General features: G+C 59.4%; 11 protein-coding genes. 3 read left to right on the top strand and 8 right to left on the bottom strand.

The features are described 5' to 3' along the window. Window positions 1–2: 2 nt before the first annotated feature. The 5 genes from J6524_RS31350 to J6524_RS31370 are packed head-to-tail and all read right to left on the bottom strand — an operon-like array spanning window position 3 to window position 5,773. The gene (locus J6524_RS31350) at window positions 3–875 is read right to left on the bottom strand and encodes a branched-chain amino acid ABC transporter permease (RefSeq protein WP_225677759.1); all 873 of its coding nucleotides are present in this window, start codon (window positions 873–875) and stop codon (window positions 3–5) included. After that, window positions 875–2,809 (bottom strand): AMP-dependent synthetase/ligase, encoded by a 1,935-nt coding sequence (locus J6524_RS31355; protein WP_225677760.1) that lies wholly within the window; start codon window positions 2,807–2,809, stop codon window positions 875–877. The genes J6524_RS31350 and J6524_RS31355 overlap by 1 nt, the downstream gene beginning before the upstream one ends. Further along, complete coding sequence (locus tag J6524_RS31360; protein WP_225677861.1) at window positions 2,809–3,603, bottom strand: ABC transporter ATP-binding protein; 795 nt, start codon at window positions 3,601–3,603, stop codon at window positions 2,809–2,811. The genes J6524_RS31355 and J6524_RS31360 overlap by 1 nt, the downstream gene beginning before the upstream one ends. Further along, window positions 3,600–4,454: an ABC transporter ATP-binding protein gene (locus J6524_RS31365; RefSeq protein ID WP_225677761.1), complete on the bottom strand. Its 855-nt coding sequence runs from the start codon at window positions 4,452–4,454 to the stop codon at window positions 3,600–3,602. The genes J6524_RS31360 and J6524_RS31365 overlap by 4 nt, the downstream gene beginning before the upstream one ends. Before the next feature lie 5 nt (window positions 4,455–4,459). After that, window positions 4,460–5,773 carry a phytoene desaturase family protein gene (locus tag J6524_RS31370; RefSeq protein WP_225677762.1) on the bottom strand — a complete coding sequence of 438 codons (1,314 nt, stop codon included), beginning with the start codon at window positions 5,771–5,773 and terminating at the stop codon, window positions 4,460–4,462. Window positions 5,774–6,016: 243 nt separating this feature from the next. Here J6524_RS31370 and J6524_RS31375 point away from each other — a divergent pair, with 243 nt between their 5' ends. Continuing rightward, entirely contained in the window at window positions 6,017–6,646 is a 630-nt protein-coding gene (locus J6524_RS31375) for a TetR/AcrR family transcriptional regulator (RefSeq protein ID WP_225677763.1), read from the top strand. Window positions 6,647–7,151: 505 nt separating this feature from the next. On the opposite strand, the gene J6524_RS31380 is transcribed toward J6524_RS31375, so the two are convergent. The 3 genes from J6524_RS31380 to J6524_RS31390 all read right to left on the bottom strand — a co-directional run bounded on the left by J6524_RS31380 (window position 7,152) and on the right by J6524_RS31390 (window position 9,739). Further along, on the bottom strand, window positions 7,152–7,631 hold the full coding sequence (locus J6524_RS31380; RefSeq protein ID WP_312002513.1) for a toll/interleukin-1 receptor domain-containing protein: 480 nt from the start codon (window positions 7,629–7,631) through the stop codon (window positions 7,152–7,154). Between the two features lie 253 nt (window positions 7,632–7,884). Then, the gene (locus J6524_RS31385) at window positions 7,885–8,712 is read right to left on the bottom strand and encodes a hypothetical protein (RefSeq protein ID WP_225677765.1); all 828 of its coding nucleotides are present in this window, start codon (window positions 8,710–8,712) and stop codon (window positions 7,885–7,887) included. Next, the gene (locus J6524_RS31390; protein ID WP_225677766.1) at window positions 8,666–9,739 is read right to left on the bottom strand and encodes a ComEC/Rec2 family competence protein; all 1,074 of its coding nucleotides are present in this window, start codon (window positions 9,737–9,739) and stop codon (window positions 8,666–8,668) included. The genes J6524_RS31385 and J6524_RS31390 overlap by 47 nt, the downstream gene beginning before the upstream one ends. Window positions 9,740–10,121: 382 nt before the next feature. Between J6524_RS31390 and J6524_RS31395 the strand changes: the two genes are divergently transcribed. Continuing rightward, window positions 10,122–11,006, top strand: a complete 885-nt coding sequence (locus J6524_RS31395; protein ID WP_225677767.1) for a BrxR family helix-turn-helix transcriptional regulator — start codon at window positions 10,122–10,124, stop codon at window positions 11,004–11,006. Between the two features lie 237 nt (window positions 11,007–11,243). Next, entirely contained in the window at window positions 11,244–17,096 is a 5,853-nt protein-coding gene (locus J6524_RS31400; RefSeq protein WP_225677768.1) for a hypothetical protein, read from the top strand. Window positions 17,097–18,342: the final 1,246 nt, after the last annotated feature.

Here is an 18,342-nt window from a genome sequence, read left to right on the forward strand (position 1 = left end):
GCCTAAACCCTTTCGATGTCGCGGTCGCCGAAAATGCCGAAGGGGCGGATCATCAGCACCACAATGATCATGAGAAAGCCCGCCACCTCCTTCATTCCGGAGCCGAAATAGCCGCCGGCGAGATTTTCGGTGATGCCGATCAGGAGCCCACCGACGCCGGAGCCCAGTACCGCATCGAGGCCGCCGAGGATGGTGGCCGGAAATGCCTTGAGCCCGAGCTGGAACATTGCCGGCGACAGGTCATAGGAGATGGCGAAGAAGACGCCTGCGATCCCGGCAATGACGGAAGATGCTGCCCAGGCCGCGGCGTGGACGCGCGGCGCGCTGATCCCCATCAGGAGCGCAGTCCGATCGTCGGCCGCAACCGCGCGCATGGCGACGCCAAACTTGCTGTAGCGGAAGAACGCCCAGATCGCCGCGAGCAGCACCAGTAAAGTCGCGATGACAGCAATCTGTCCGGTGCGCACGCCAATGGTGCCGACGCGGACTATGTCGCGGCCGAAGCCGACGTCAAGCCCGTGGGGATAGGCGTCCCAGATGAAGTTGATGGAGGAGCGCAGGATGACCGCGAGCCCGATCGTCACCATCACGGTGGCAAATAGCGGTTCACCCAGCATCGGCCGCATTACGAGGCGCTCGACGACGAGCCCGAGCACGACCGCGGCAATAATCGCGGCGATCGTGACGACAAGGAGGTTGCCGCTGACGGTGGTCGAGATGGTCCAGGCGATATAGGCCACGATCATCGTCATCTCGCCCTGCGCGAAATTGACGAGGCCGGTGGACTTGTAGATCACCGCAAACCCCATCGCGATCAGGCCGTAAATGGCGCCGATAGCGAGGCCCGAGATCACGAGCTGGGTGAAGTATTGCATCAGCCCTCCGCCGGATAGATGATTGCAAGCTCGCGCGCGAACTTCTTCTCGATCATGGCGCGGCGCACCTTTTGAGTGGCCGTCAGCTCGCCGTCATCGTGGTCGAGTTCCTTCTCAAGGATTGCGAAACGTCTGACGTTTTCGACCCGCGCAAAGCGCTTGTTGGTCTCACCTACGATGCGGTCGACCAGCTCGTGCACTTCGGCAAGCTGCGACAGCGACTTGTAGTTGGTGTAGGCGAGCGCCCTGTTACGGGCCCAGCGGCCGACATTGTCGTAGTCGACCTGGATGATGGCGCCGAGATACTTCTTGGCCTCGCCGACCACGATGGCTTCCTTGATGAACTCGGAGTCCTTCAGCGCATTCTCGATCTCCGATGGCGCGATGTTCTTGCCGCCGGCGGTGATGATGATCGCCTTCTTACGGTCGATCACCGCGATCTCGCCGTTCTCCAGCACCTCGACGATGTCGCCGGTGCGCAGCCAGCCGCCGGGCTCGAGCGAGGCGGTCGATGCCTTCTCGTCGAGGAAATAGCCTTTGAATACGCCCGGGTTCTTCAGGAGGATCTCGCCGTCGCTATCCAGCTTCCACTCGGTGTGCGGCATCGGCAGCCCGCAACCGCCGAGGCGGTGATGGCTTTCGGTCTGGATGAAGGCGACGCCACCGCTTTCGGTCAGGCCATATCCCTGCGATACCGGCCGGCCGATGATGTCGAAGAAGCGCAGCGTCTCCGGCGAGATCGACGCGCCCGCACAGAGCCGGTGCCGGGTGCGCGCGAGCCCGAGATGCCGCTGCATGTTGCGGAACATCGCAAGATAGAGCAGGGTATAGGCGAGAGGATCGAACCACTTCTCGCGGCCTTCCTGTCGGCGGTCCGACAGTATGCGGCCCCAGGCGAGGCAGACCTTTGTGAACCACTGGCGCAGCCTGCCGCTTTCGCCGAGCCGGAACAGGAAACCCTGCTGCAGCTTCTCGTAGATGCGGGGCACGCCGACAAAGAAGGTCGGCGCGATCTCGCGGATGTTGAGCGCCACCGTATCGATCGACTCGGCGAAACTGACGGTGCCGCCGAGCACAAGCTGCGTTACCGCCCCGTAGCAGCGCTCGGCGACATGGCAGAGCGGCAGGTAGCTCACTGCCTCGAACGGCTTGTCGGCAATGCCGACGATCTCGGCATAGGTCCATGCCGCGTAGATCAAGTTGCGGTGGGTCAGCATCGCGCCCTTTGGCGGGCCGGTAGTGCCCGAGGTGTAGACGAGGATGCAGACGTCATCGGGAGCGCCTTGCGAGATCAGCCGGTCGAGCGCTGGCTCCGCATCGGGGTTGTCGCGCGCAAAGGCGCGGCCGCGCTCGCAAAGCTTTTCGAACGACATCAGCTGCGACTGGCGATAGTGGCGCAGGCCCTTCATGTCGACGCACACGATGGCTTCCAGCGCGGGCAGGCCGTCATTGTTGGCGAGCGCGTCGAGTACCTTATCGGTCTGCTCCTGGTCGCCTGTGACGACGACGCGCGAGCCGGAATGCCGCACGATGTACTGCAGCTCGACCCACGGATTGGTGGGGTAGATGCCGACCGCGACCGCGCCGATCATCTGAGTCCCGAGATCGGCATAAAACCATTCCGGAGTATTCTCACCGGCAATGGCGACGCGGTCCCCGGGCTTGATCCCGAGAGACATCAGCCCCAGCGCGACTGCACGGGCGGTCTCGTAGTAGTGACGCCAGGAATAGGGATTCCAGATGCCGTATTCTTTCTCCCGCAGCGCTAGTCTGTCACCGTGCATGGCAGCGCGCTGGCGCAGCAGCTGCGGCAGGGTGATGGCGGCGTTCTGCAGGGCCGCCCGCAGAGCGGCGGCCGATGAGTCCGGCTTGCTTCGCGCAGATTCGGCTGATATCGCGGGCTGGGCCGTGCGCATGGTCTCGATGGCTGTCATCAGGCGCTCGCTTTTACTGCCGTTTCGCCACGCTGGCCGCCGAGATAGGCTTCTGCTACAGCAGGATCTCGCCGCACCTCCGCCGGCGTGCCCTCGGCGATTTTTCGGCCGAAGTTCAGCACATGGACGCGATCGGAGATGTCCATCACGATGCGCATCTCATGCTCGATCATCAGTACGGTGATGCCGAGCTCGTCGCGGATATCGAGCACGAAGCGCGCGATATCTTCGGTTTCCTCCTGGTTCATGCCGGAGACCATCTCGTCGAGCAGCAGCAGCTTTGGCTCGCAGGCAAGCGCCCGCGCGAGTTCGACGCGTTTTTGCTGTCCATAGGAGAGCGTGCCGACAATGGCGTCACGGACGTGCTCGATCTCGAGGAACTCGATGATGTGTTCGACGCGCTGCCGCGCCTCGATCTCCTCGCGCCTTGCGCGGCCGAGGAACAGAACAGCATCGAGCACGCCCGAGCGCATGTGAGTATGGCGGCCGGTCAGGATGTTCTCGACCACGGTGCCATGCTTGAACAGCGCGAGGTTCTGGAAGGTACGGCCGATGCCGAGCGCGGCAAATTTCCAGGGCGAGACGGTCGACAGATCAACGCCGTCGAACACCATGCGCCCGCCGCTCGGCCGCAGCACGCCTGATATCATGTTGAACAGCGTGGTCTTGCCGGCGCCGTTGGGGCCGATCACGCTGCAGATCTCGCCGGGCGCTACGGTCAGACTGACGTCGGCGACTGCCTGCAGCCCGCCAAAGCGCTTGCCGAGGTTTTCGGCTGACAGGAGCGCGGTCACGACAGCCACCGCTTGCGCCGCTTGTAATGCTTGACGTCGCGCAGGCTCTTGCGCCCCGACGAGGAGACGCCGAGATAGAATTCCTGCACGTCCTCGTTGGCGGTGAGCTTATTCGCGGTGCCGTCGAGCACAACGCGACCGGTTTCCAGGATATATCCATAGTCGCAGATGTCGAGCGCGCGCTGCGCGTTCTGCTCCACCAGCAGGACCGTCATCTTCATTTCGTCGCGCAGCCGGACGATCACCTCATAGATGCGGTCGATGATGAGCGGCGCGAGCCCAAGGGAGGGCTCATCCAGTGCGAGCAGGACGGGATCGGTCATCAGCGCGCGGCCGATCGCAAGCATCTGCTGCTCGCCGCCGGACATATACCCCGCGATCTGGTCGCGCCGCTCGAACAGGCGGGGGAACAGCGCGAACACCTTGTCGCGAAGCTCGCGTGCTTCGGCCTTGGTCCTGATGTAGCCGCCCATCTGCAGGTTTTCCTCGATGGTCAGCGCCGGAAACACGCGCCGTCCTTCCGGCACTTGCACAATGCCGCGGCGCACCAGTTCGTCGGGCGGCAGGTGATGCACATCCTCGTCGCGGAAGCGGATCGAGCCATTCTCGATCTCGCCCTCTTCGGTATAGAGAATGCCGGACATCGCTTTGAGAAGGGTCGACTTGCCGGCACCGTTGGAGCCGAGCAGCGCGACGATGCCACCTTCGGGCACGGCGATGCTGACGTCGCGGATCGCTTCGATCGCGTTGTCGTAGACGATGCGGATATTGCGGAACTCCAGCAGGATTGCTCCTATGGGTTCTGCATAGGTGAGCGGCACAGCCGCCTGCCCAGGGATCGTCGTAGGCATCGCGCTCAGGCCCGGTTCGGCTGCGGCAACCGCGGCCGGCTCGCGAGGATCGCATCGGTGACGAGTTTTGCCGTCTCGGCGCAAGCCTGCGTGCCGCCATTGCCGTATTGCTTGACCGCGTCGCCCACGCACCACAGGCCCTCGATGCCGGTCTCGCGCGGCAAATCGTAGCCGGCGCAGCTGCGTTGCGCCGGCCAGTCGTCGCGCATCACGCGGATCGACAGGATCTTGGCTTGGCCGAAATTCGCAAACTGCTCGCGCAAGTCTTCGAACGCGAGCGCAACGTCCGCGTCGGAATTGAAATCGCCGAGCGCCGGGACCGGCACGGCGTAGGCGACATAGAGGTGCCAGCCCGGCGGCGCCAACTCGGGGCAGGTCGCGGTGAGGTTGGCCATGTTGCAGAGCCGTCGCGTCTTGCCGAAGGTAATGATGCCGGGATGACCTACCAGCGGCTCGCGGCTTGCGATGTTGATGACGATATTGGCGGCCGGGCGCAGGTCACGCTGCACTTGCTGGACATAGGTGGCGGGAAACGCGGCCTCGCCGCCGAGCGCGAGGGTCGCCTTGGGGCCGGCGTTGCTGATGACGAGATCGGTCTCGATCCGGATCTCTCGCCCGCCGCGCCGGATGGTGACGCCTTCGACGCGATAATTGGTGCTGTGGATCTGCACCGCCGGCGTTTCGAGCCAGATATCGCCATTGCGCCTGATGACTGAGGCCAGCGCATTCCAGACCCCGATAGTACCTTCGGGACAGAAGCCAAAACGCTTGAAGGCGCCCTTGCCGGTAAAATAGGTGAGGAACGCGCGCGCCGGCAGTTCGTTGGCGTTACAGGCGAAGATCGCCGCGCAGAGATTGCGGAAGATCGCATGCACCGTGGCGTTGCTCGTATAAGCCTTGAGCCAGTCCTCGGTCGATTGCCGGCCGTCCGGCAGGTTGCCCGAGCGCGCATCTGCGAATTTCTCCAGGATGCGAGCGGCCTGCTTGGTGAGTTGCCCTAGCAGCAGCGACCAGCCGCCCCGGCCGACATCGACGAGCTTGCCATCGATGAAGAATGAGCTTGCCGGCTCCGGTGCCCGGATGTTGAGCGGTGCGCCAACGGTGTGAAAGGTTTCCTCGAACACCCCGCCGAACTCGATAGCGATCGCGCCGATATTGACCTTGAAGCCGTCGATCTCCTCGGTCGAGGCGCGACCGCCGATCCGATCCTTGTCGTCGACGACAATCGTACGCAACCCGGCATGGACGAGCCGTGCCGCGGCACACAGGCCACCGGCACCGGCCCCGATCACGACAGCATCCGCCCGTGGCTGGGTCACAGCATTCCTCCCCGAGAGCGCGGGCCGCCGGTTGGTCCGGGCGTGTCCGGCTTGTTTGACAGGAAGCGATCATATTATAATCCGACCGGCCGTTCAAATAATTTTTGAATCGTTCTTGTCGCAGACCGGGGAAAATGTCCGGGAGCGTCGGGGGAACGGCGGCTTGTGCCGAGGCGGTATGATAGTGAAGTGCTGATAGGGATTCGGACGCCGATGCTCGGCTGCCGGTCATGAGGGGCTCGCATGGCGCGGACGCGCTCTGAAAACTACGACGACATCCAGCGCGGCATTCTGGACGCGGCCTGCGCGCTGTTTGCGCAGCAGGGATACATGCGCGCCTCGATTGCGGATCTGGCGGATGCTTGCCGGCTCTCGCGTGGCGCGCTTTATCACTACTTCGATTCCAAGGAAGCGATCCTGTTCGCCATCCTGGACGCGCATGTGCGCCGGATGATCGCCGATGTCGAAGAAGCAATGGCACGCCAGTCGACCAATCTCGACCGGTTCCGCGCCGCGATCCGCGCCATCGTCGAGCTCAACGCGCGCTCGACCAACGAGCAGCGCCTGATCCTGAACGATCTGGCGTTCCTTGCCGAAGCCGAGCAAAAGGCCATCAAGACGTTGGAGCGGCAACTGGTCGATACAGTTTCAGACTTGCTGATCCGGCTCGATACCGAAGGCAAGATCGTCAAGCGATCGAAGCGTGTCTACACGATGATGCTGTTCGGCATGCTCAACTTCAGCCACACCTGGTACGATCCCAAGGGCGACATCGCGCCACAGGAATTTGCCGACATGGTGGTGGACCAGTTCCTGTACGGCTTTGCCGCGCCTGTCGCCAACAGAGCGGCCGCCCGCAGGCCACACGCCTGAACTCAAGGGCGCCATGGGCGTGAAAGAGCTCGATCGTCGCCTCAGGCCGCCCGACGGCATGGAAAATAGAGCTTCGGCAATAGGTCTGAGCGATGTAGCGGACCACTGACTCGAATCCCCGGCGCCTTCCACTTGTCCGCGCCGGACTCGCTGCCGCGGCATTCCGACAAGAGGAAATTAAACTGCCGGTTCAATGTAGGTTTAACGACGCGTTTGTCGGAATGGCCCTTGATTCTCCTCCGAAATCATACGTCTCTTAATCAGCGGGTCCCAGGTTCGAGCCCTGGTGCGCCCACCAAGCCTTTCAAGGACTTAGCCGCGTTCACCGTTTGAGAAGCGCCGACTAAAACGGTTTTTCAAACGGTTTTTTTGGCAGCCGGCTGGCCATCTATTCGCGACAATGTGATCGACAGGGTTGGGCCACAACGGGGCTCGAACAGCGGCTTCTTGCTTACCTCTGCCATTACATAAGTGCGAGGTGGGGTCGGCCAGCCCGGCAATAGAGCTAGAGGGCGACCAGCTCAGCGAGCTTGGATGCAACGTCTGCCATCGGCTCTTCTGCGGTGCTCAGGCCGCTTCGCGAGGCGAGCAGAGGGCTAACTTCGCGGAGAGCTTCATACGTCGTCTGGTGCACAACGGGAACGAGACGCTCACCAGCGAGGAGTGCCGAAAGTTCTTTGTCGGCGATGCCTTCTGTTGGGAGGCGCCGCAGCAGCGCAGGGGTCACCAGCACGATCCCAATCCGCGAGTTCGCCAAGCCCTTGTCGATGGCGCGGAGCAACGGCACGCCGAGGCCAACGTCCTTCTCGCTGAACCAGACTTTGACACCACGTGATTCGAGCAGGTCGTGTAGTTCCTTGGCGGCCCCCTGCCGGTCGTCCCACGCATGGCAAAGAAAGACGTCCCGAAGGTCCAGGGACGCTTGCTTCTCGACGTTCTCGCGGACCGGAGTGAGCGCCCGCACCTCGGCAGGCGTGTACGTCACGGACGAGCCCGCTCGCGACCATCTCGCCCTGACGCGGCCGCCGGACCCGCCGCCGCTGCTCCCGCTGGTCCACGACGAGGAGTAGGACGGGGGCGAGTACGACCGGTAGCTGCTGTAGCCGCCGAAGCGACCAGAGCGGCCGCGGCATGCAGGGCAGTTCGCTGCAGCGCTCGCTGAGCGATGGCCTTCTACTGGCGCTGTGCATCTAGCCATTTTCCACCGTTCTCCATAATTCGGTTGATAGGTTCACGACCTAGGTCGCGAGAGCATCAGGCCCTTCAGCCTTCTTCTTGCGAGTGCGCGGTTTGGCGGCCGCAGGCGGCGGCTTCCGAAGTTCTGCCGATTCCGTGCTTAGCAGCAGCTGGCGCGCGTAGGTGCGGGATGCCTCTTCGAGGGCCGACCGGGTTGAGAAGGTCGCCAGATAGGCTGCGTGCAGGAAGGCGATCACAAAAACGGGCAGCAGATCAAGCGGGCCTTGTTGCACCCACCAATACACGGCAGTGCCGACGACGATCAGGATGTTCAGGATCAAGGCCGGCCACTTGAGCGCAAACAGATTGCGCCGGTAGCCATAGGTGATGTTTTCATTGAACAGGATGTCGAACTTCTTCTTGTTGCGCGTGTGCTCGCGCAGCCAATTGCCGGCGCGCGTGTAAAAGCCGTCCGCGGCTTCAGGGGCGGCCGCCTCCTGTTCCGCGGTCGGTGCCGCCTCAGCCAGCTTTTCTGCCAGGAACGCATGCATCCGGGCTTTGGTCGGCGCGTCAAACGTCGGGTCACGGTGCCGCAGCATGGTGATGCTTGGCAGACCGCCCATCCGCGCAATCAGGCGAGGTTCGATCGCCTTGCCCCTGCGCCTAGCGATATCGGCGAATACCATCAGCAGCACGGCTAAGGCGGTGCCGGCGATGGCCTGCACCAACCGGACTTCCTTGCCGGCGATGACGGTCCAAGCGAGTGCAATAGCCGGAGCCGCCGCGATGACGGCCGGGAAGAGACGTGCGTAAAGGGTGTACTTGTCGAACTTGGGCAGGACCTTAGTCATTGTCTTCGGTATCCGGGCTAAACGGAATGACGTCGGCATCCTGCATGCCAGCGCGCCTATCGTACTCGTGGACGAAATTGATCCAGCCGCCATGAGTGGCGTAGACCTTGTAGCCGCGACGCGTGAACGCATTAGCGACCTTCTTCCGGGGGTAAATGTCGGCGTTTTTTCCCACCGAGGCGACGGCGTGTCCCTGATTCTCGGCGGGATAACGGCCAAGCCAGCGGTTGAGCACTGTCGGCGTCACGTTGCGGCGGCTGCCGTGGTGCGGGATCTGCACCAGCGTCGGCTGGATCAGTAGGCTGATCTGCTCGGCGTAGTCGGCCGCTTCGGCAAGGCCTTCGGGACCGACGTCCGCGGTCAAGAGCACCCGCTTGTTGCCAAAGGAGGCCCACTGCACCACCGAAGTCTCGTTGGAGGCTGACGTTGCCGGCGGATTATCGTCGAGTGTCTCGAAATCCAGGCGCTCCAACACCTTCTGAGCGACGTCCGATGCCACTTTCACCAAAGAGCCGAAGATGCCTTTGGACGCGCTGGCGTAAGAGGGCGGGGTCTTGTCCAGATCGGGAATCAGCTTGATGTAGCGCTCGCGGCTCGGCGCGAGCACCGTGAACGGGCCAATCTTCGCACCCTGCAGCGGAGTCCTGATAGTGATGCCGCGCTTCGCCGCGATTTTTTCCATCTCGACGAGATACGGATGCATCTCACGCATCTTCTTGATCAGCCCCTCGCGCGTGTAGGCACCGTGGAAGCTGTCAATAACGTCATCAACATAGTCCCAGGGTCTATTCATCCACAGGTCAAAGAACGTGAAATCTTCGCATTCGAGCACCTTGATGAGGCCCGTAGCGTGGTCGTTGTCGGCGTGTGACAACACCACATTGGCGATCTTCGCCTTTGCGGCGTAGTGCTTCTTGATATGGGCAATGATTTCGTCGCCGGTGTCGGTGAAGCCGCCATCAATCAGGTTAAGGGAGAAATTCCCGTCTTTGGTGTCGCCGTATTTGACGATGATGGCGTCGCCGTTGCTGTTTCCAGCGCGGAGGAAATCAATCTCATAAGGCATTGCAGACTCCTACGTTCGGCCACCCTACGGAGTGGTCGTTGTTCCGATTCCTAAGACGAGAAAAACTCGGGCGAGTATCCCGGTGGGATCCCTGACCGCTTCCCCCGCAATTACTTTTTGTTCGGACGCTGGGTCAGGGCCGAGCCCGCCGCCGTCTTCGCGGTTTTGCTGTTCCTAGGGTTCCGGAGGATCCGGGAAGCGGCGCTGGCCGCCTTTTTGCTGGTGACTTCCTGATTCGACCCGCGCTTTGCCATTGTGTTTCCTCATGTTTTGCGCCCGTCTCTATTGACGAGAAACCTGCTGATGAGGATACTAACTACACTAGAATAGTTTCAATGTCCATATAGTTTTGATCTGTATCGGACGCGTGGGAGTGAACTTGATGGCAGAAGGCGCGGCGGAATTAAGATGGGGGGTGGAACGGCGGCTCGAATTCATAGAGTTCCGGTTGTTCTGGGAGGGCGGAGTCAATCGCTCGGACATCATTGAGATGTTCGACGTCTCTGTTCCGCAGGCCTCGAAGGATCTGACGTTGTACCAGGAGCGCGCGCCTCAAAACGCGATCTACGACAAAAGCGCGAAGCGATACATCGCGAGCCCGCAATTCGCGCCGATTTTCCTCAAGCCGGATCCAGACAATTATCTGTCGCGCCTGCGCGCAATCGCTGAGGGGCTTATAGAACCTCGCCAATCCTGGATCGCCAATCCACCGCAGATGGATATTGCTCTGACTCCGCGACGAGAGGTCGATCCTATCGTGCTGCGAGCAGTCATCGATGCGATACGTGAGAACCGCTCCATTGAAATTTACTACCAGTCAATGAACCCTGTACGCGCCAATGCGATATGGCGCCGAATGACGCCGCATGCATTTGGCTATGACGGATTTCGTTGGCACGCGCGGGCATTTTGCCACCTCGACAAGAAGTTCAAGGATTTCCTGTTGCCGCGCATACTTGAAGCGAGGGATCCTAGCGAACCCGGTGGTTCCGCTACTGTCGACCACTTATGGCGAGATGCCTTCGCTGTGGAAATTGGACCGCATCCGGCGCTGACGACCAGCCAACAAGCTGTCGTTGCGAAGGATTACGGAATGAGAAATGGGCGCGCGACATTAGAGGTGCGATACGCAATGCTATTTTACGTCTTGAAGCGACTTGGATTGCTAGGCGACGCAGGCAAGTCAAGTCCCAAGACACAGCATATCGTTGTGCTCAACCGCGAAGCGACGGAAGCTGCACTAGAGCGGGCTGAACTTCAACTTTGATGGGCTGGAGCTCTGCAGGATAGTGGCAGAGACAGCGGTCGGGCTCTTACTCTGAGCCGCCTCGGCTTAAATCAGCACTGCGTTCCGTGACTCCGCATTTGCGGTTCGTTCCATCGGCTTTAGGATGGAATGTCGCAGCAAAACTACGGGTTGATCAGGCCCGTTTCCAGCCGATGGTATAAGTTGGAAGTACGTCCCTAAGTTGCTAGAGAGCAAGATGGGCTAGGGGTCAACGGAATGGATTTTGAAAAAACAAGCGTCGACGACGTATTGAAACCCACTATTCAAGTTCCGATTCTGGCAACCCCTACCTGGGTCGCGACTAATATCGGAAACATCCAGCCTTCCGACATCCGGCACATTTCGGAAAAGTGCCGTAAGCTCATTGCCGATTGGCCCCAGGGGAAGCTCGACCACGCTGGGTTCGTCGAGCAGGTGCACCGCGCGTTGGGTATTCCGAGCGGAATTCGCCTTCTCAATACGGCTCAGAGAAAGAGAAAACTATTTGAGCCGATTTTTGAAAGAGCCATCGAGGTCTTGCGTCAGGCTGGCCGCCTCAGAGAGTTCAAGGCGCGGGCTTCGCGGCCAGCCGTTAAGAACGACGAAGTTACTGCCTTCATCGCTGAGATACTAATCGCAAAGGAGCAAGTGGAGCTGCTCAAGGATTTTACCTTGGCCGCAGTGCTGCGGGGTCGATTGAGCGCTGATGCAATTACGTGGAACGACGATACCGAGGTCTGGCTTGATCTGATGAGGTTCGCGCGTGAATATCAGAGGAAGTGGCCGGCAAAGTCTGTTTGTGAGACAGGTGAAGGCGATGACGCGCTTGAAACCGGTGTCGACACGGCGCAGCAAGCTGACACGGCGGAAATATGCACCATCGAGGACGTCGAATTCTCCTGGTTTCAAGAGCTAGCATGGTTCGCAAGCTTAACGGGCGCGGAGAAGCCCGATCTTGTGTTCGCGACTGACCTTGTAGAGCGGGCAAACGCGCTTCTGGCACGCGCAAAACAACACAGCGACCTCAACGTTAGCGCAGCGCTTAAGGTTGAACTTTCGTTCAAGGCCCTTCTCGCGGTGGTTCCGGACGCCGACGTTGCGGAAGGCTCCTTTGACAAGGCGCAGCTGAGCTCATGGTTTGGGCTGGCGAACGAGCGCAGGTTCTCTGACGAGCAAGCAACTGAAATCGCCTCGATCGCGGCCAAGCTCGGCGCGCTGGCGGACGAATGGAAGCAACAGCGGGCGGTCTATGATGCAGCTGTACGCGAGTACCTGGCTGCTGCCGTAACGCGGCGTGCCGAACTAGATGGTCCGATGCGCAGTGGTCAAAGCCGCTTGGTCGAAATTGCAAATGGCAGCGCGGCGCTCACCGAACAGCTCGGTGCGATTGTGGTTCCTCAAGGCGAGCCGGTTTCACCTTTCTCGACTGAAGTGGAGACGGTTCCTGTCGAGGCTCCAGAAGATGAACGGTCGGAGGCTCAGCCGCTCAAGTCGGAGCCAGACGAGCCTTCGACGATGGAAGACGTCGAAGAGCAGCCTGGTATGGCAGCCCTGGTGGACCCGATAGAGCCCCCGCTGTCTGATGCGACCCCTGAACTAGTCCTGCAAGGTTGGAACGCCCTCAATGAGCTCAGTGCGCGAGGACGTCACGCGCTGGCAAGCCAACTAGCCGAAGCGCTAAAGGAATTGTATCCGAGCTCCGTCGAGGATGCCGATCTGGATGTCTACAAGCTTCTTGCGCTCACGACTGCGGCGCAAGAAGTTGTCGACGTGCCACCAGAACCGGTAATGAGCTGCTGCATGGCCCTTGCGGCTCACACGCTGGACATCCACTGGCACGCTGGTTCAAGGGAGCGGGCTACGCTCCTGTATCTACTGTCGGGCTTGCTTTTTCCGGCGTTGTTTATGCCAGCGTCAACGGCACGAAACGCCGTCAAGCGACATATTCGAGGAAAGTTTGGGTCTGCCGCGCCGCTGCACAGGCTCGTAGAGCACTTGTCGGAAGCAGATCGATTTAGCGCAATGTTGGTCCCCGAGAGCCTGTCCAAGGCTGACCAGCAAGAGTTCTGGAGAAAACGCCTGGCGACGCTACAAGAAACAGCCGCCGACTGGAGGAATAATGAAGAGATCTATCACGGCTTCGGCAATTTCAGGCCGGCTGAAATTGCGTGGACCGCTATCATGGACACGAACCGAGGCTTCATCGGGAAAGTTATGCGGGCCTTCGCGGGGACGGGCGAGCGGGCCGCTGAACAGCTTAGGCTCGCAATCGGAATTCTTCGCCAGAACAACATTGACGATCTTATCGAACAGAGCGGAGCGCCTAAGCTTGCTCACCGGCTTGAGGGGCGCGCCCGAAGCAACCTTCTACACAATCTATCTGCATCTACTGCCTTTCTGGAAAGGTGCCTGCGACATCTGCAAAGGGCGCCGGCCAAATCGGGTGGAAGTGTTAGCTCCGGAGTGGATGGTTTCACCGGGATGCTTCGGGAGCACCTGCTTCAGGCTCAGAGCTTTCTGAAGCTGCACAATGCCGAGACGAACGTCGAGCGGGCCGCCTTGCGCGTTGCTCGGAGTGCGATCGATCGACTCGTGCGGATGTTCGATGAGTACAATCCGCCAGCATTGGACGTGCCGCTGGACAGGTGGCTTGGACGGGAACTGCTCCTGATTCCAAGCCTTCGTTTCTCAGGCGGCTGGGATCCCGATCCGAATGACAAGCAGGCGCTGATAGAGGGCGCTATCAGGTTAGCGGAGCACGAGCCGGAGCCGTTGCTCGAGCAGTTCGATCGAGCCTTTCAGGAACATATGGTTGCGGGGGCTCATATTCCGACAGGACGAATCATCAATGAGCTCGAGACGCTCGGTATGTCCAAGGCCGAACTGACCCTCAAGCATACGCGACGCGATGAGGATGTGCGTGATCTGCGCGGAGAGTTGGGCGGGCTGCAAGCAACGGCCCGGGATCACATCAATATGGCCATCGCGCTCAATGTCATCAATGACGTGGAAAAAAGAGCGCTTGAAACCCGAGTTCGCGGAATTCGAGTGGATCGATTGCCAATTATGGACATGAAATCCGACGACATTCTCGAGCAACAAAAGGGGCGCGGCAGCATCGCGGCGGACTTTCCCGCCGCCAGGGACACTCTTGTGGGGGTGGAGCAGCAATTAGACGAGAAGTTCGAAACCGTACGCGCCCAACTCAAAGAGAGTGTCGAGAAGTTGGCGTCCGAGGGGCTTGCAAAGCCGGTCGCCGTCGACAGGATCAACAAGCTTCTCGAAGCCAAGGACATCATTACCGCAAACGAATATCTGCGGCTGCTGCGCGATGGGGAGGATCTTCCCAGAGAGTCGCGCGCAAATGCTCCTCTATTCGACTACATGAATGGCTTCCTGCCAAACCTAGAGCGCGAGTTTAGCTCAAACCGGCAGAAGATCATCGATACCGCCTTGGCGGTCTTGAAGCGGGAAGCCGATCCAATTCCGGGCCTATTCGAACTTGGCTCTATGACGGCTGCCCAACGTGAAGACGCGACCCGAATGCTCGAAGCGTGGCGCGACATTCGTACGTCAAACGATATCGCATCTGCAATCGAGCGATTGTTCGTGGGCGGCTTGAGCTTCGATGTCAAACAAGTAGACGACCTGAAGGGGGCAGGTAGATCATTCCGCTACTACCTTTCCTCCTCTCGCCTATTAGTGCCAGATGGGTTCCTTGTTCCCCTATTTGGATCTGAAGCTGACGGCAATTATCTCGTCGAAGTGCTCAGGGGGCAGCTCAAGACGATCGAGCTGTTCCAGCACATGCAGGGCGACGCCGCCAAGCAGCGCGCCACATTCCATCTTTATACGAGCATTCTTGGTTATGCCGATCGAGTGGAGCTCGCGCATCGTGCGCATAATCATGGTTACCAGAGCATCGCTGTCGACGACGCATTGATTGCCTATCTCGCCTTCATTCAAGGCGACAGGTTGGCGGCATTTTTCAATGTTTCCAGCGCGTTCATTCGCTACAATCCGTACAACGAAATCACGCCACTGCCTCCCGAGATGTTCTACGGACGTGCCGAACAAAGACGTGAGATACTTGCGCGCCGAGGAGGAAGTCTGGTGTTCGGCGGCCGGCGTTTGGGCAAGTCGTCACTATTGCGCGACGTCGAACGGAAAGAGCACAAGCCACACGAAGATGTCTTCGTGAAGTGCATCGATATCAATGATATCGGACAGACGAATGAATATGCTTCGCGATTTTGGCAAAGGCTGGCTTCCGAGCTTCGTGAGGCCGGGGTCAGCGTTCAGCCTGGCAGTATTTCGGATGATGACGTTGTCGACGATATTCGGAAGTTCTTGTCCGGAAAGAGCTCGCGACAAATCATTCTAATGCTCGATGAGACCGATGTTTTTCTTCTGGCGGAAGAAGAAAACAAATACCGCAATGTCGTGCGGCTAAGACAGCTTCTCGAAGGGACGGAAGGTCGCTTCAAAGTGGTTATGGCCGGTCTTCATAATGTCCAACGGACCGCGACCACCCCCAATCAAAGCCTCGGTCATTTGGGAACGCCGATATGTATCGGACCGTTCGTGGACAAGGATAGAAACGAAGGTCTTAGGCTCGTAACCGAACCGTTGGCGGCATTAGGTTTTGAGTTTCAATCCTCTACTCTGCCGCTTCGAATTCTTTCGCAGACGAATTACTATCCGGCATTGGTCCAGCTCTATTGCCGCGAATTGCTGAATCACCTGTTGAAGACCAACAAGCAAGATCGCGGAGGTCCCCCTTTCGTGATCGTTAGCGAGGATTTGGAAGCCGCCTATAAGAATCAGACGCTTAGCGAAGAGATAAACAAGCGCTTCCGGCTGAGCCTGGATCTCGACGACAGGTACAAGCTGATTACGCTGGTAATAACGAATGCTGCGATAGAGCAGACCGGGTTCGGTGCCGTCGCTCCTCCCATGAAGCCGGATGAGGTTGGACGGCTTTGTTTAGGATGGGCTCCAAAGCTTTTTGAGAATCGGACGCCCGGAGCGTTTCTGGCGCTTCTTGAAGAGCTCGTCGGGCTCGGCGTACTGTCACAGCAGGGTAGGGAAGGTTTCGTGCTGAGATCGCCCAACCTGGTCACAATGCTTGGTTCCAAGGATTCGATCAGCGAAGAATTGTTGCAGTTTGAGAGTCGAGAGCCGCTTAGCCGCGATCGGAGTACGCAGCGGCGCATGCTCGATGCTACCCGCGGAGTGCCGTCGCCTCTGACACCGGCCCAGGAGTACCGCCTCATGGAGGCGGACTCTTCTCGTATCTCGATTGTTCTTGCGAGTCCGGCAACCGGACTAGACAATATGGAGCGAGCACTCCGGTCGATCCGGCCCGATAACTCGGTCGAAGTCATGCGTGTGCGAAACGTCGACGAGTTGCTGCGGAAGGCCGCAGGCCGGGGGCGTTCTTCACTCGCCGAAACTCGAGTCGCTCTCGTTCCGAACACACTTGCTTGGGACATGTCGTGGGTTCGGCGCGCAAACGCTTCTGCTGACGAACTTCGCGAACGAAACGTGAGGATTGTCTTTGTCGGTGCCGCGTCTCAGGCGCGGATTTTGGCCGAGCAACCCAACCTGAGCGACGAAGTCGGTCTCGAATCGGTGGAGCTTTGGTCCGAGAGCACGTTCCGCTCATATCTGTTGGAACGAGAACGGCGCGATTGCGATATTCCAGGGCTTCGCACTCAGGTGCTTGAGGCGGCCGGCTATTCCGGCGAGGGAGTGTACCGCCTGGTGAACTCGCTCCAGGAGCGGGGCGAAAATATCGATATCGCGGCAGCTGATGTTAAGAAGGAGCTCGGTCGCCGGCCGGGACTCCTAAGCAACTTTGGCGTCTCGCCAGATCTAGAGCCGATTTTCGTTTCAATAGCGGGGTGGTCGCCGATCAACGAAGGCGATCTAAAAGTAATTGTTGACGAAGAATTCGCGGGACAAGCACCCATGTCCCTCGATGGCTTAGTTCGTTACGGCGCTTGGATGGGATCGCTCTTCCAAGTAGGGTCGAAAATTTTCGTCAATCCGCTCGTTAGGGACCATCTGAGCTACCATGCAGACTGAGCTGGGGCGAATATGGTGGGCCCTTCCAGGCCCACATAGTTTCATTTCAGACGTGGTGGATGCTCTTGAACAGGGGCGATCCATCATTTTGGCGTTGCCCTCTACGGCCCCAACGGGCTTGCACGGGCATCTAATTGCAAATGTCGATCTGCGCGGGACCTTAGAGTGGAAGACGGTAGATCTTTCTGGCGCGGGTAGAGTAGCCCAGATATTGGCCAACGAACTCATCCCGTTGGCACGACGGCCACCCAGGGCATTCGCCAATGACATTGTCGTTGATCCCGGACTTCAAGCTACAGTCGTCCAATTAACCGGCATTGAACAGGGGGGGAGGTTCAAGGAGTTTGTAGCATTCCTCGCGGAGTTTCTTAGTTGTATTCGCAAGTCATCTCGGTCGAAGCGTGCGACGCCACGGTTGCTGTTCGATTTGCCCCGGGCTCTCTTGCGAAACCCCCAGATCGGATCGGACCTTGACACGATCCGTCTCTTCGAATGGGCCGGCCGGGTGCGGCCGTCTGATATGCAGCTCTACGTTTCTACCCGAATGCAAGGGCGGAGTGGCTTAGGGCCAACTAACCTATTCGAACGAATTGTTGTCGAGTTTGCTGGCTGGGATTCAAATTTAGCTGACGAACTGTCCAAATGGCCCTCCGCCGATTTGCTGCATCCTCTCCCCGGATTGCAAGAGCTTGCCGGGAGCAGGGATATCCGAGGGCTTTCTTGGCAGGCGGGTACCCAAGACATGTTTGGGGCACGTAGTCTCTCTCACATTCTTCATCATGTCGCGACTGACGATCATGACGAGATTACTAAGCGTCTTTGGCGTGCCCACGTCTCGGAGGTGTTTCCCTGGCTTGAGGAAATACGGGTGCATCTCATAGACTGTTTTCGTAGCGCTATTAGACTGCCTCACGAACTCGAGAGTGGCGAAGTCATACGGGATGCAAATCTTCTCGAAATCGGGCAACTCTATTGGAATTTGCGATACGTAGCTCAACTTCCGGAAGAGCAATTGGATCTAGTGAAGCTATGCAGATTTGCGCGTAACGATTTGGCTCATCGCCGGCCGGTCGAGACGCCGCGACTACATTCGCTGGAGCGTGAGTGGAGAGCTGCTCTTGCTCGCTCGACTCCGGTGTGAGACAGCTCAGACTTACGGGATCGTTCGGTCTGAAACTTGAAACCACGACCTTTGGGCAGGAAGAGCCGGACCTTCACGCGTTCTTTGGCGCGGTTCGCAGACGAC

Origin of the sequence: Bradyrhizobium hereditatis (assembly GCF_020329435.1) — a bacterium.
Classification (GTDB): Bacteria; Pseudomonadota; Alphaproteobacteria; order Rhizobiales; family Xanthobacteraceae; genus Bradyrhizobium; species Bradyrhizobium hereditatis.